Source organism: Nonomuraea sp. NPDC048916 (assembly GCF_040649575.1).
Lineage (GTDB): Bacteria > Actinomycetota > Actinomycetes > Streptosporangiales > Streptosporangiaceae > Nonomuraea.
In genome coordinates, this window is record NZ_JBEZFS010000026.1 from 13,069 (window position 1) to 27,783 (window position 14,715).

The following is a 14,715-nucleotide window of genomic DNA, read 5'->3' on the forward strand; positions in this document are numbered from 1 at the left end:
AGGAGCGGCGGGCGGGGTGGGGCGGTGCCGGCGCTCATCGCCGGCGTGAGTGCTTCACTCGTCTCTCGGCATGAGCCGCAGCACCTTGCCCTTGATGTCGGCGGCCAGGTAGGCGCCGCCGTACTCGTCGGAGAGGTAGACGAGCAGCACGGGCTGGTCGTCGGCGAACGTCCAGGAGCCGTGCACGATCAGGTAGCGGCTGGTCGCCTCGGGGATGCCGAGTCTGTTGTCGGCGGTGCGCCACAGGGCAGGAAGGGCGTCCCAGTTGAAGGAGCTCAGCTTGACCTCGGCCTCGCCGGGGCTGAGGGTGCCTCCGGTGGCGCGGGTGACCTGCCCATTGCGGTAGGTGTAGGTGTCGTACAGGTTCTTCTTGCCCCGGACACGGCCCTGGGCGACCGCGTACTCCTCGTACACGGTGAGTCCGGTGAACTCGGCGCCGCCCGCCGCCTTCTCCAGCAGGGGGATCACGGACCTGATCCCGTCGGGGGTCAGCAGCGACCCGGTCGGGGTGTCCGTGGGGGACGGTTCCGCGCTGGTGCTGGCGCTGGTGGTGGTCGCGGGGGAGGTGACGGGTGGCGAGGTCGTGGACGTGACAGGGCTCGCGGTGCCGTCCTGGACCCTGGGGAGCAGCACCAGGGCCGTGGCGAGGATCCCGCCGAGCGCGGCGACTCCGGCGATCGTCGCCGCGCGCAGCCGGCGAGAGCCGGGGCGTGCGCTCGGCATCGTGGGATAGGAGGGCATGGGCCGGCCGGCGGCCTGGGCCAGCATCCAGTCGAGTTCGGCCGCTCCCGGGCGGGCGGCGGGGTCCGGCGTCAGCAGCGCCCTCAACACGTTCGTCAGCGGGCCGGCCTGGCGGGGCGGCGGGACCTGCCCGTTCAGCACGGCCGCGAGCGTGGCGATGGGGGTGTCGCGGCGCATGGGGTGGCGCGCCTCGACCGCCACGTACAGCAGCATGCCCAGCGACCACAGGTCGGAGGCGGGGTTGCCCTCCTGGCCGCGCAGGCGCTCCGGCGCGATGTACTCGGGGGAGCCGACCACGTCGCCGTTGGCGGTGAGCCCTGGCGAGTCGTGCAGCGCGGCGATGCCGAAGTCGGTGAGCACGGGGCTGCCGTCGGGGCGCAGCAGGACGTTCGCGGGTTTCACGTCGCGGTGGCAGATGCCCGCCGCGTGGGCCGTCCGCAGCGCGGCCAGGATCCCGCGCCCCACATGGGCCGCCTCCGCCGGCGCCAGCGGACCGTGCGCCAGGCGCTCCTGCAGGGAACGGCCGCGGACGAGCTCCATGACGATCCACGGGTGGGGCACCAGCGCGGTGTCCACGATGTGGTGGATGGCCACCACGTTGGGGTGGTGGAGCCGGGCCAGCGCGCGGGCCTCGCGCAGCACCCGTTCGCGCAGCATCCCCGCCCTGTCCGAGTCCATCTGCTCGGGACCGGGCGGGCGCACCTCCTTGAGGGCGACCTCCCGGTGGAGGACGAGATCGTGGGCGCGCCACACCGTGCCCATGCCGCCACTTCCCAGCTGCTCCAGCAGCTCGAAACGGTCGTCGATCACCATCCGCCCAGGGGTCACAGCGCACAGCCTAGAGCCATAAAAAGCCGCGAAACGGGTCGTACGTCAAAGAGTGATGCGCAGTCGCACAGGTAAAGACACGGCAAAAGACGCGCTGCTAATCTGCTCGTGATCATTGACTGCGGGGGGCAGCGATGCGGTTGCTCAGTTCGAGCGATCCCACACGGATCGGAAAGTACGTCATCACGGGGCGGCTCGGAGCGGGTGGCATGGGGCAGGTCTTCCTGGCCCGCTCGCCCGGGGGGCTTCCGATCGCCATCAAGGTCATCCATCCGCACCTCGCCGGGGACCCGGAGTTCAGGTCGAGGTTCCGCAAGGAGCTGAACGCGGCCCGCGCGGTGGGCGGCGCCTACACCGCGGCGGTCGTCGACGCGGACGCCGACGCGGACCAGCCGTGGCTGGCCACCACCTTCCTGCCTGGCCTGTCTCTGCGGGACACGATCGCGGCGCACGGGCCGCTGCCCGTGGAGACCGTGCGGACACTGGGGGCGGGGCTCGCCGAGGCGCTGATCTCCATCCATCGGGCCGGTGTGGTCCACCGGGATCTGAAACCGTCCAACATCATCGTGACCCCGCAGGGTCCCCGCGTGATCGACTTCGGCATCGCCCGGGCGGCGGACGCGACCGCCGCCACGCATACGGGGATGGCCATGGGATCTCCCGGCTACGTGACGCCGGAGCAGGTCACGGCGAACGTGGCGAGTCCCGCGGGCGACGTCTTCTCCCTGGGCGCCGTGCTGGCCTACGCGGTGACCGGGGCCAATCCCTTCGGGGAGGGGCCTTCCCATGTGCTGGTCTACCGGGTGGTGCACGAGCGGCCCCTCCTGGACGGGGTGCCCGAGGGCGACCTGCGCGACCTCATCGCCGCCTGCCTCGCGAAGGAGCCCGAGGCTCGGCCGACGCCCGAAGAGGTGCTGGACCGGCTCGCGTCCGGCGGTGAGGTGTCCAGTCCGGCGTGGCTGCCGGGGGCGGTGGCGGACGACATCACCGCCCGTATCGGGGCGCTCCCGCTCACCAAGGTGCTGCCTGCGGAGAAGGAACCCGTCCAGGCGGGGGCATTCGCGCCGCCCGCGGATGACGATCCTCCCGACGAGCCGCGTACGCCCCTGCGCCGTCGGCTGGTCGGGGTGCTCGTCGTCGCCGGGGTCGTGGCCGCTCTGCTGGGAGTCACCCGGCCGGCGCTGTGGCCGGACGGCGAGGTCTGCGCCGACATCCTGCCGCAGCTGACCCAGGTGACCGCGCGCGGCGATACCGGCGGGCGGCAGAGGAACACCGCGCTGACCAGGCTGGCCGGCCGTGCCGAGGATCCCCGGCTCGAACGGGCTCTGGCGGACGCGGCGGCGACCGAGGTCCAGAAGTCGCCGGACCGTATTGCCGAAGTCTGGGGCGAGATGAGGGCGGCCTGTGGCTGAGACGACCCATGTCGATCTACGGCGCAGCCGTACGATCGCCCTTGCGGCCGCGCTGACCGTGTGCGGCACGATGCTTCTCGTCGCCGTCCCGACCTGGTTGTTCAACGGATCGCGCATCGACGTCTTCGCCCTTGCCCTTGAGAGACCGAGGCCGGTCGATTACCTGTTGCACTTGATGCAGTTTCCGCTGCCGTACATTGCGCGGTTCTCGCTGCCCCGGACCCTCTGGATCCTGCTGGGCTTCGCGATCGTCGGGGTGGTTCTCTACGCTCTGCTGACCGGGTCACGGCGCGCCGTGCCCGCGCGCGGTGCGGGCTTCGCCGTCTTCCTGCTCGGCTGGGCGTGCACCGCCCTGGCGGTGGGGGCCGCGGCCATCGTGTTCGATGTCGCGGGCGGTCCCTACTGGCCTGCCGTGGATCTCTCGCGAGCGGCCGGGAGCCTGCTCAACGGCGCCGAGTGGGGGTTGCTCTTCGGCTGGCTGGGCGGTCTCGCGGCGGCGCTGGCCTATTCCCGGACCGCCTCCCCGGCTTCCCCTATCGCCATGCCGGGGTCCCTCCCCGGCTTTCCGGCGTCCGGGATGGCGCCGCCGAGCCCCCGGAGGGCGAGCGCCCGAAAGGCGTGGACGGTGGCCGCGAGCGCGGCGGTGTCCCTCGGGCTGCTGGTCCTCGTCGGCGGCCTTCTGGCGCTGCGTGATCGCCCGGCGATCGACATCGGCTACCAGCGGCTGCTCATGTTTCCCAAGCCCGTGAGTGGTCTCTGGTATTTCGCCGGAGATCCTCCGGATTTCACCATGGCACTCGATCTGTTCACGTTGTTCCTCCTCGCCGTGACCGCCGTCATGGCCATGACCCTCCTGCTGGGGTCGGCCGTCCGGCTCGTCAGGCCCAGCAAGGGGGCAGGTGGCGTCTTCCTGCTCGGCTGGGGGTGCGCGATCCTGGTCGCGGGGGGCATTGGACTGCTGCGAGCTCTGGTCTTCCTCATCGCCCACCTCGCCACCGGGGGAAGGTACGAGGTCGGCTTCTCTCCCTACGAGGTGCTGGCCGAGGGCGCCGTCTACGGGTTGCTGCTCGGGTGGCTGGTGGGCGGGGTCGCCGTGGTCGCCTATCTCAGGGGGCGTGCGGAGGGGCGATGAGGATTCCGCCCCGGTGGAGTTCCGGAGGAGCCGGGTGGAGTTCCGGAGGAGTCCAGGAGGAGTGCCAGTGGAGGGCGTGTGAAACTCGTCCACCCGGGTGCCGGTGTCCCTTGACGTACCGGGACGAAATGCCCAAACCTTAGGAAGGTTTCTTTCCGAATCCTGTCCCAGGGAGCACCGGTGCGCGAGAGCACGATCCGGGAACACGGCGGAGTGACACGCCGGCTCGTCGTCCTGGGGCTGCTGCTGGTGGTGGCCGCCTGCGGGGTGGCCGAGCCCGCGAGCGATCCGGTCAACGCCGAGGACGTGATGTTCGTGCAGATGATGGTGCAGCATCACCGGCAGGGCATCGAGATCGCCGGGCTGGGCTCGGCCAGGGCGCGGACACCCGAGCTGAAGACGCTGGCCGCGGCCGTCGAGAAGACGCAGCAGGACGAGGTGGAGATGATGCTGCGCTGGCTGCACGGCTGGGACCAGCCGCTCACGGCCGCGTCGGGGTCGCACGACGATCACGGCGGCCTGCCGGAGACCGATCGCGAGCGGATCAAGGCGCTGCGGGATTCGAAGACGTTCGAGCGCGACCTCCTCAACCTGATGATCGAGCACCAGGGCGTCGCCGCGCGGATGGCCGGCGCGCATCTCACGGCCGGGGCCAATCCGGAGGTCGAACGGTGGGCGGGTCAGGTGGAGGCGTCGCGCACGGAGCAGGTGCGGCTGATGCGGGCCATGCTCACGTCATGACCCGCGAGCGAAGTGACCTCGCGAGCGAATTGGCGTCGCGAGCGAATTGGCGTTGCGGCCGTGCAGGGCGACCGCCCTAGCGTGGCGTTGCCGTCGGCCCAGGTCGGGCCGACACCCGCCACGGCCGGTGCCAGGATGACGGCCACCACCCACGCCACGATCCGCTTCGTGACGTGAAAAATACTCTCCTCATAGACGGCCATGGGATTAAGTGATTAGATGACTTGATATGTCCGAGGTAACGCGGCCGACACTTTCCGACGCGCTGACCGAACGCATGCTGGAGCTCATCCGCACCGGCGGGCATCGGCCGGGCGACAGACTGCCCTCGACCAGGGTGCTCTCGGAGCGCTTCGCCGTCACCACCCCGACGCTGCGCGAGGCGCTTCGCAGGCTCGAGGCCACGGGGGCCATCGAGATGCGGCACGGTTCCGGCATCTATGTCGGAGCCGACATCGAACGCCTCGTGCTGCCCAACCCCAACATGCGCGAGATGCACGCCGCCCAGTTGCTCGAGCTGCTCGGCGCGCGCATCGTCATCGAGCCGCCGCTGGCCGCGATGGCCGCCGAGCGTGCGAGAGGCGAGGAGCTCGCGGCGCTGGAACAGGTGCTCGACGAGGCCGCCAGGCATCTGGACGGCAAGGACGCCGAGCTGCACGACGCGAACATGACCTTCCACCGGGTCACCGCGCGGCTGGCCGGCAACAGCGTGCTGCACGAGGTCGTCGACTCGCTGCTCACCGTCCACGGACCCGAGCAGCGGGAGATCCTGCAGATCTTCGACGACCGCCGCCGCGACTACGACGAGCACCTGTCGATCCTCGAGGCCATCGTGGCGCGCGACGCCGCGGCGGCCGAGGAGCGCATGCGGGCTCATCTGGTGGACGTCAAGACGGTAATCGAGCAGAGGTTGCAACACTCCCCCAAGTGAAGCAAGGAGGCCGGGAAATGATCCGGTCACGCATGGCCGTGCTCGGCGTGGCGGCCGTCGTTCTCGCCGCCTGTGGCGGCAACGGCGCCGAGGCGCCCGCGAAGAAGAAGACCGAGTTGACGCTCTACAACGACAAGGGAGCGTGGAGCAAGTTCTTCGACGAGATGGGCGTCCTGTCGAAGGAGAAGATCGGCTTAGGCATGAAGCCGACGGGCTACACCGACTCGGCCCAGTACCAAGCCTTCATCAAGGCGTCGTTCCGCACGAGCGTCAAGCCTGACCTCTTCACCTGGCAGACCGGGGGGATGCTGGAGGAGATCGTCAAGCAGAAGCAGGTGGCCGACACCACGGCCGTCTGGCAGGAGGCGATCAAGGCGGGCGACCTGTCGCAGGACCTGGCGCCCTATTACACGATCGACGGCAAGCAGTATTGCGTGCCGATGAACGTCGCCTACTGGGGGATGTTCTACAACAAGAAGATCTTCGACAAGCACGGCCTGCAGCCGCCCACGACGTGGGACGAGCTGATCACGGTCGCCGACACGTTGAAGAAGAACGACGTCAAGGCCTTCTACCACACCAGCGTGCTGTTCTCCTTCGTCTGGTTCGAGCAGCTCATGGCCGGTATGGACCCCGACCTGTACGACCGGCTGTCCACGGGCAAGGCGAAGTACACCGACCCGGGCGTGGTCCAGGTGATGGAGAAGTGGAAGGAACTCATCGACGCCGGATATTTCATTAATCCTGGCGACAAGACCGACCCGGGCGACGTGCTGAAGAACGGCAAGGCCGCGATGGTCTCCTTCGGCACCTGGTTCAACACCAGCATGACCCAGCGGGACATGAAGGCCGGCGCCGACTACGGCTTCTTCACGATCCCCAACGTCAACGCCTCGCTGCCCAAGACGTCGATGATCTTCGAGAGCGGCCCGCTCTGCTCGCTGACCAAGGCCGACGACCCCGAGGCCGGCACGAAGTACCTCAAGTGGTGGACCACCGCCGAGGCCCAGGAGAAGTGGGCCACGACCCGCGGCGACGTGAGCGCCAACCCCAAGGTGGAGATCAAGGACGAGGCGCTCAGCCAGGTCACCAAGGACGCGGGCAGCGGTAAGTATCGCCTGGTCAACCGCTACTTCGAGGCCACGCCGCCGCCCATCCTGACGGCCGCGCTCGACGGGTTCGGCAAGTTCGTGACCGAGCCCGGCACGTACAAGGAGGTTCTGGAGACCATCCAGAAGGAGGCCGACGAGTACTGGAGCACGCACCAGTGAGCGAGGGAGCGCCGCTCCACGGAGTGCGGCCATGAGCACGCGTGCCCCCATGCTCGGCCGCTTCCGGCTCGGGTACGTGGCCCCCGCGGCCTTACTGGTCGCGGGGCTGCTCTACGCGCCCTTCGTGTGGACCGCGTACCTGAGCCTGACCCGGTATGACGGCCTGGCGCCGCCCGAGTGGATCGGGCTCCACAACTTCACCAAGCTGCTCGACGACCCGGCGCTGCTGACCTCGATCCGCAACACGCTGCTCTGGGTGTTCGGCACCATGGTGCTGCCGGTGGGCCTCGGCCTGCTGGTCGCGGTGCTGTCCTACGACATCAGGGGCGGCGCCTGGTACCGCGTGCCGTTCATGCTGCCGTACGCGCTGAGCGGGGCGGGCCTCGGCCTGGTGTGGAGCCCGATCCTGTCGCACGACGGCATCGCCAACCTGCTGCTCGGCGTCGACACCGCGTTCCTGCAGAAGGCTCCGCAGAACACGCTGGCCATGCTGCTGGTGTGGACGTGGCAGCAACTCGGCGTCAACACGCTGCTGTTCGTGGTCGGGCTGCAGTCGATCCCGAAGGAGCCGATCGAGGCCGCGCGGATCGACGGCGCGTCGGGCTGGCGGTTGTTCAGGTACGTGATCTGGCCGCTGATGAGGCCGCTGACGGCGGTCGTGGTGGGCCTGGCGCTGGTGGCGAGCCTGAAGACGTTCGACATCGTCTGGGTAATGACCCAGGGCGGGCCGGGACGCAACTCCGAGACGCTCGCGGTGACGATGTACAAGGAGACGTTCGTGGCCAGTGACTACGGCTACGGCTCCGCGGTGGCCGTGATGCTCACCGTGGTCACCGGGCTGGCGTCCTACCTCTATCTCAGGAGGCAGGTCAATGGCCGGACGTCGTGAGGTCATCAGTGAACACAGCGTTCTGATCACGAGGCCGACGAAGGAGGTCTCATGATTCGCCGTGCCGTTCTGGTCGTGCTCGGCCTCATCTGGCTGGGCCCGACCTATCTGCTGCTGGTCAACGCCTCGCGGCCGGCCGCCTCCTACGACCCCGCGTCGGCGTGGCTGCCGTCGGGCGACTTCGAGCTGCTCGCCAACTTCGGCCGGGCGCTGGAGAGCGCCGACCTCGGCCAGAGCCTGGCCAGCACCGCCCTCTACAGCTTCGTCTCGCCCCTGCTCGGCGTCGTCGTCGGGGCGCTGGCCGGCTACACGATCGTGGTGCTCCGGCTGCGCTTCGGGTTCTGGTGGTTCCTGCTGATCTTCGGGGGCACCGTCTTCCCGTCGCAGATGCTGCTCGTGCCGCTCTTCGTCGGCTACAGCGACGCCGGCCTGTACGACACCAGGCTCGGCATGATCCTCGTCTACACGGCGATCAACGTGCCGCTGGCCGCGTTCGTGCTGCGCAACTTCTACTCCGGCGTCGCGTTCTCGATCTTCGAGGCGGCCCGGATGGACGGCGCCTCCACCTGGCGCATCTTCTGGCGCATCTACCTGCCGATCTCGACCAGCGCACTGGCGGCCGTGTTCATCCTCGAGTTCACCTTCATCTGGAACGATCTGATCTTCGGCCTGACGCTGACCACGACCGAGAACGTCCGGCCGGTGATGACCGCGCTCGCCGGGCTGATGACCGACGTCTACGCCGGCACCCCGGTGCCCGTCGCGCTGGCCGCCGGGCTCGTGTGCTCGCTGCCGACCGTCCTGCTGTTCCTCGCCACCCAGCGCCTCTTCGCCCGAGGCCTTTCCCTAGGGAGTGTCTGAATTGACCAGCCGGTTGCTCCAGCGGAGCCTCGGTTCCCCCGACTACGACGGGATCCGTCAGGCGCTGCGCGACGACACCTCCACGCCCGTGATCAGCGTGCGCGGGCTGGAGGTGCGGGTCGCGGTGTTGCCGCTGTTCACCCACGACGGCCGCCAGGCGGTCAGGGTGTCGAGCACCGAGCCGCTGACCCACGTGCTGGTGGGCGCCGACAGCGCCACCGGCGCCGACGTCACGCTGCTCGTGCCCGAGGTGACCGGCCCCCGCGTGTTCACACTGGAGTCGCGCGACGACGCCGGGCTGGTCGGGTCCGCACAGGTCACGATCACCCCGCAGCGCAAGTGGAGCGTGTTCGTCGTCCACCACTCCCACCTCGACATCGGCTACACCGACCCGCAGGGCACGGTGCTCCGCCACCACCTCGACTACCTCGACGCGGCGCTCCGCCTGGCCGAGGAGACGGCCGGGTGGCCCGACGACGCGAGGTTCCGCTGGACCGTCGAGTCGTCCATGCCCGCGCTGAAGTGGCTCGCCGCCCGGCCCGCCGAGCAGGTCGACGCGTTCGCCGCGCTGGCCCGCGAGGGGATCATCGAGGTCACCGCGCTGCCGTTCCAGCTCCACACCGAGGCCTGCTCGACCGAGGAGCTCTACCGCCAGCTCCGCTTCACCTCCGACCTCCAGCAGAGGTACGGCTTCGCCACCCGGTCGGCCATGCACACCGACGTGCCCGGCGCGGTCGTCGGCCTCGTCGACGCGCTCAACGCCGCCGGGGTGCGCTACCTGGCCGCGGCCCACAACTGGGCCGGGCGGTCCGTGCCCTATCTGCACGGGGGCGACAAGCTGACCAGGCCGTTCCGGTGGCGGGCGCCGAGCGGCAACGAGGTGCTGGTCTGGTTCACCGACACCCCGCACGGCATGGCGTACATGGAGGGCAACACGGTCGGGCTGACCGACTCCTATGAGCTGGCCGACGACCTGCTGCCGCGCTACCTGTCGGCGCTGGCCTCGCGCGGTTATCCGTACGGGCCGGGGACGTTCGGCTGGCAGGGGCCCGACGCGCCGCGCGAGCCGTACGAGCTGGACGTGCTGCACCTGCGGGTGCAGGGGGCGCACGCCGACAACGCCGGCCCGTCGATCGTGCCCGCCTCGATCGCCCGCAGGTGGAACGAGCAGTGGGCCTACCCCCGGCTGCGTTCGGCCGTCAACAGCGACTTCTTCGAGCACGTGGAGGAGCGCCACCTCGACCGGCTCGCCGTGCACGAGGGCGACTGGACCGACTGGTGGGCCGACGGGCTGGGCTCGGGCGCGCGCCCGCTGGGCTACGTGCGGCGGGCGCAGTCGGCGCTGCGGGTCGCCGAGACGCTGCACACGCTCGCGGGCGCCGACGCCACCGAGCGGATCGACGAGGCGTACGACAAGGTGGCGCTGTTCAACGAGCACACCTGGGGCGCCGCGAACCCGTGGGAGGACGCCGAGGAGGCGGGCGACTCGGGCGGGCTGCAGTGGACACGCAAGTCGTCGGGCGCCTACGACGCCCAGGACGACGCGGCCGACCTGCTGCACGCCGCCACCCGCCGCTTCGCCGCCGCGCTGTCGGGCGAGGCGCCGGGCGAGGGCGCGCTCGCCTCGTTCGCGGTGTTCAACCCCGGCACGCGGGCCAGGACCGACGTGGTCAGGGCGTTCCTGCCGCGCGACGTGGTGCCGGTCGACGTGCCGATCGCGCTGGTGGACGCGCGTACGGGGGAGCGGGTCGCGCACCACGAGGAGTACGTGGACCCGATGGACTGGCCGACGAGGCCGATCGGCCGGCACCTGCACGCCGTCATACCGGAGATTTCCGGTTACGGGTATGCGCGGATCGACGTCGTCCCGGGCGAGACCCAGGCTCCCGCGCCGGTCGAGCTCGACCTCGGCGGCGTGATCGAGAACGAGTTCTACCGGGTGAGCTACGACGTCCGCGAAGGCTACATCAGCTCGATCTTCGACAAGACCGCAGGCCGGGAGCTGGTCAACGGCTACGCGGCGGCCGGGTTCGGCCAGTACGTCTACGACCGCTACGCCACCGCCCCGCACTTCAACCACCTGTCGGGGCACGTCGGGGCGCACGACCGGACCCTGCTCGGCGACCGGGCCATCGGCCGCAACGCCACGATCGTCAAGGCCCGGCGCACCGCCGTGGGAGAGAAGCTGGTCGTCGAGCTGCAGGGCAAGGGGGTCGACTGGCTGCGCACCACGGTCGAGCTGCACCGCGGCGTCGCCCGGCTCGACCTGACCTACCAGCTCGCCAAGCAGGGCACCCCGGCCAAGGAGGCGGTCTTCCTCGCCTTCCCGTTCGCCTCCGGGCCCGCGACCGCCTGGGAGCTGACCGGTGGCGTCGGCGGCCCCGACGTGGCCCAGGTGCCGGGCTCGGCCGCGTACATGCTGCCGATCAGGCACTGGATCGCCTTCGACGACCCCGAGCTGACCATCGCCTGGGCCACGCTGGAGGCGCCGCTGGTGCAGCTCGGCACCATCCACATGCCGTACGCGCCGTTCCCGCCGACCCTGGACAAGGAGGACGGCACGGTCTACTCGTGGGCGCTCAACAACATCTGGGACACGAACTTCCCGGCGCAGCAGCAGGGCGAGACGACGTTCCGCTACGCGGTCATGTCGGCGGCGGGCGTCGAGGGCAGGCGCCTCGGCGCGCTGGCGGCCTCCGGGCTGACCGAGCCGTTCGTCGGCGCGCTGCTGGAGAGCCCGGCCGAGGCCGCCGCCCGGTCGTACGTCTCCGTCGACCACCCCGACGTGCTGGTCACCTCGATCGGCCGGGCGGGCGCGGAGCGGGTGGTCCGGTTGCAGTCGCTGGCCGCCGAGCCCGTCGAGGTGACGGTCGGCCTGCCCGGCCTGCTGCGCGCGCGGGTGAGCGCCGGGCTGGCGCGCGGGCTGGAGCCCGCCGAGGTCGCCGGCGAATCGGTCAAGGTACGGCTGCCCGCCTGCGGGGTGGCCGCCGTCTGGGGGACATGCGAGTGAAGATCGTTGACATCCGGGCCACGACGGTCGCCGTCCCGCTGGAGGCGCCGCTGCGACACAGCAACGGCGCCCACTGGGGCCGGTTCGTCCGGACCATCGTGGAGGTCGAGGCCGACAACGGGCTGGTCGGCCTGGGGGAGATGGGCGGGGGTGGGGAGAGCGCCGAGGCGGCGTTCCGCGCGCTCCTGCCGTACCTGAAGGGCCATGATCCGTTCCAGCTGGAGGCGCTGCGGTTCAAGATCGCCAACCCGACGGCCTCGCTCTACAACAACCGCACCCAGCTGCTCGCGGCCATCGAGTTCGCCTGCGTCGACCTGATCGGGCAGCGGCTCGGGGTGCCCGCCTGCGATCTGCTGGGCGGCCGGATCCGCGAGGAGGTGCCGTTCGCCTCCTACCTGTTCTTCCGCTACGCGGCGGAGGGGCACGCCGAGATCCGCACGCCGGACCAACTGGTCGAGCACGCGCGGGCGCTGAAGGCGGCGCACGGGTTCGGCGTGCACAAGCTCAAGGGCGGCGTGTTCCCGCCCGGATACGAGCTGGAGTGCTACCGGGCGCTGGCCGAGGAGTTTCCCGAGGACCGGCTCAGGTACGACCCCAACGCCGTGCTGTCGCTGGCCGAGGCGCTGCGCTTCGGCAAGGCCATCGAAGGGCTCAACAACGACTACCTGGAGGACCCCGTCTGGGGGCTCGAAGGGCTCAGGAGCGTGCGCGAGCAGGTGCGGGTGCCGCTGGCGACCAACACCGTCGTCGTCAACTTCGAGCAGCTCGCCTCCAACGTGCTGCGCCGGGGCGCCGACGTGGTGCTGCTCGACACCACGTTCTGGGGCGGCATCCGGTCGTGCGTGAAGGCGGCCGGGGTGTGCGAGACGTTCCAGCTCGGGGTGGCCGTGCACTCCTCGGGCGAGCTGGGCATCCAGCTGGCGACCATGCTGCACCTCGGCGCGGTGCTGCCCAACCTGACCTACGCGGCCGACGCCCACTACCACCAGCTCCGCGACGACGTGATCGAGGGCGGCAAGCTGGCCTACTCCGGCGGTGCGATCGCGGTGCCGTCCAGGCCGGGGCTGGGGGTGCGGCTGGATCGGGAGCGCGTCGCCCGCTACGCCGAGCTCTACAAGGAGCTGGGCGGCTATCCCTACGACCGTGATCCCGGGCGGCCCGGGTGGTACGCGCAGGTGCCCAACGAGCGCTTCGCCGACCCCACCGTTTCCGGAAATATCACCCTCTGATCGGTATCTTCCGCTCGCCCGGCCCGGCGCCCGGCCCGGCGCCCGGCCCGGCGCCCGGCCCGGCGGCCGGGCGAGTGGACGGAACCCTTACCCGACCTGGAATGTCATAGCGGGACGTATGTGAGTCAGCACGCTAAGTTACCGGTCGAGAAAGGCTCCGCCGATCAAGGAGACATCCATGAAGCCGATCACCCGGATCGCCGCCGTCGTGGGCGCCGCCGCGTCGCTCGCCCTGGCCCTCCCTGCCGCCGCCTTCGCCGGCCCCGACGGCGCCTGCTACTCCGGCAGGGCGTGCCTGTACAAGGCGCCCGATTTCAACAACGGCTTCAGCGACCTGTGGGTGGAGTTCGGCGCCGACGACGCCGACCTGCGCGACAACCGGTTGCGCTTCGGCGACCACGCCATCGCGTTCTGGTCGAGAGTGGACAACGAAACCAGCTCCGTCAAGAACGACAGCACCTGCAACATCACCTTGTGGCAGAACCGCTTCTTCACCGGCGCGCACACCACCTTCGCCCCCGGCTCCGTCGACGGCTACCTGCTGAACGACGCCGTCGGCGACAACAACGCGAGCTCCATCCAGGTCTCCTGCCGGTGACTCCCGGCACCGGTCTCCGGCCTTCCGGCACCGGTCTTCGGCCTTCCGGCATCGGTCTTCGGCCTTCTGGCATCGGTCTTCGGCCTTCTGGCATCGGTCTTCGGCCTCCCGGCACCGGTCTCCGGCCTCCCGGCACCGGTCTCCGGCCTCCCGGCACCGGGCGGCCGCGCCTCGCGCTGGTCCTGGCCGCCCTCACGGCGCTGCCGGCCTGCACCGCCGCCCCCGTCCGGCCGGCCGAGCCCGTGGCCCAGGTCACCGGCGTGGCCGGCCTGGTGCTGCCGTTCGACGCCTACAAGCCGACGGCCGCCCAGCGCGCCCTGCTCGCCGACGCCCATGCCGGCCTGCTCGCCCAGTGCATGCGCCGCCACGGGTTCGCGGTGTCCCCGCCGCCGGCCGACGCGGCCGTGATCGCGGCGACCGACCCCGGCAACAGCCGCCGCTACGGGATCGCCGACCTGGCGCGCGCCCGGCGCTACGGCTACCACCTCGCCCGCTCCGCCACGGCGGGCACGGCTTGGGACGACCGGCTGTCCCAGGCGGCCCGCCACCGCCTGTACGGCTCGTCCGGACGTCCGGGATGCGTGGGCCGGGCGTCGGCCATGATCGGCGGCGGAGCGCCCAAGGCCGACTGGCGCTGGCTGGCGCTCCAGGACTCCCGCACCCTCGACCAGGCGGCCGACCAGCCCGCGGTCACCGAGGCCGCCGGGCGCTGGAAGGCGTGCATGGAGCGCGCCGGCCTCCGCTACCCGACGCCGGAGGCGGCCATCGCCGACCGCCGCTGGAACCTGGAGCAGGCCACCGTCACGGCCAGGGAGAAGCGCACCGCGACGGCCGACACCGCCTGCAAGTGGTCGTCGGGCCTGGTGGCCGCCTGGTTCGCGGCCGACGCCGCGCTCCAGCGGGCCGTCATCGCCGCCGAACCCGACCGCTTCGCCATGCTGCGCGCCAACCTCCGGCACCGGCTGGCCCGCGCCTCCGCGGCCGCCGGCCGCTGAGACCCACCCGCCCGCAGCCGCCGGCCGCTGAGACTCACCCGCCCGCGGTCGCTCGCCGCTGAGACCCGAGCGGCGGC

At 70.8% G+C, this 14,715-nt stretch carries 12 protein-coding genes; 11 read left to right on the plus strand and 1 reads right to left on the minus strand.

Annotation, left to right across the window (positions count from 1 at the left end; translation table 11 throughout):
• Nucleotides 1-54: 54 nt before the first annotated feature.
• The gene (locus AB0C16_RS26395; RefSeq protein ID WP_357686634.1) at nt 55-1,569 is read right to left on the minus strand and encodes a serine/threonine-protein kinase; all 1,515 of its coding nucleotides are present in this window, start codon (nt 1,567-1,569) and stop codon (nt 55-57) included.
• Between the two features lie 134 nt (nt 1,570-1,703).
• On the opposite strand from AB0C16_RS26395, the gene AB0C16_RS26400 reads away from it, so the two are divergent.
• The 11 genes from AB0C16_RS26400 (at nt 1,704) to AB0C16_RS26450 (ending at nt 14,638) form a co-directional block, all read left to right on the plus strand.
• Nucleotides 1,704-2,981, plus strand: a complete 1,278-nt coding sequence (locus AB0C16_RS26400) for a serine/threonine-protein kinase (RefSeq protein WP_357686635.1) — start codon at nt 1,704-1,706, stop codon at nt 2,979-2,981.
• On the plus strand, nt 2,974-4,113 hold the full coding sequence (locus AB0C16_RS26405) for a hypothetical protein (protein ID WP_357686636.1): 1,140 nt from the start codon (nt 2,974-2,976) through the stop codon (nt 4,111-4,113). The genes AB0C16_RS26400 and AB0C16_RS26405 overlap by 8 nt, the downstream gene beginning before the upstream one ends.
• 180 nt (nt 4,114-4,293) lie before the next feature.
• Nucleotides 4,294-4,854, plus strand: a complete 561-nt coding sequence (locus AB0C16_RS26410) for a DUF305 domain-containing protein (RefSeq protein WP_357686638.1) — start codon at nt 4,294-4,296, stop codon at nt 4,852-4,854.
• A 229-nt stretch (nt 4,855-5,083) separates the two neighbouring features.
• Entirely contained in the window at nt 5,084-5,785 is a 702-nt protein-coding gene (locus AB0C16_RS26415) for an FCD domain-containing protein (protein ID WP_357686640.1), read from the plus strand.
• Between the two features lie 17 nt (nt 5,786-5,802).
• A complete protein-coding gene (locus AB0C16_RS26420) occupies nt 5,803-7,056 on the plus strand; it encodes an ABC transporter substrate-binding protein (protein ID WP_357686641.1) in 1,254 nt (417 codons plus the stop codon).
• Nucleotides 7,057-7,087: 31 nt separating this feature from the next.
• The gene (locus AB0C16_RS26425; RefSeq protein ID WP_357686643.1) at nt 7,088-7,945 is read left to right on the plus strand and encodes a sugar ABC transporter permease; all 858 of its coding nucleotides are present in this window, start codon (nt 7,088-7,090) and stop codon (nt 7,943-7,945) included.
• Nucleotides 7,946-7,996: 51 nt separating this feature from the next.
• Nucleotides 7,997-8,806, plus strand: coding sequence for a carbohydrate ABC transporter permease (locus AB0C16_RS26430; RefSeq protein ID WP_357686644.1), 810 nt, complete (start codon nt 7,997-7,999; stop codon nt 8,804-8,806).
• Nucleotides 8,799-11,816: a hypothetical protein gene (locus AB0C16_RS26435; RefSeq protein ID WP_357686645.1), complete on the plus strand. Its 3,018-nt coding sequence runs from the start codon at nt 8,799-8,801 to the stop codon at nt 11,814-11,816. The genes AB0C16_RS26430 and AB0C16_RS26435 overlap by 8 nt, the downstream gene beginning before the upstream one ends.
• The gene (locus tag AB0C16_RS26440) at nt 11,813-13,045 is read left to right on the plus strand and encodes an enolase C-terminal domain-like protein (protein ID WP_357686646.1); all 1,233 of its coding nucleotides are present in this window, start codon (nt 11,813-11,815) and stop codon (nt 13,043-13,045) included. The genes AB0C16_RS26435 and AB0C16_RS26440 overlap by 4 nt, the downstream gene beginning before the upstream one ends.
• Before the next feature lie 178 nt (nt 13,046-13,223).
• A complete protein-coding gene (locus AB0C16_RS26445; protein ID WP_357686647.1) occupies nt 13,224-13,643 on the plus strand; it encodes a hypothetical protein in 420 nt (139 codons plus the stop codon).
• Nucleotides 13,644-13,885: 242 nt separating this feature from the next.
• Nucleotides 13,886-14,638 carry a hypothetical protein gene (locus tag AB0C16_RS26450; protein WP_357686648.1) on the plus strand — a complete coding sequence of 251 codons (753 nt, stop codon included), beginning with the start codon at nt 13,886-13,888 and terminating at the stop codon, nt 14,636-14,638.
• The last annotated feature ends 77 nt before the right edge of the window (nt 14,639-14,715 follow it).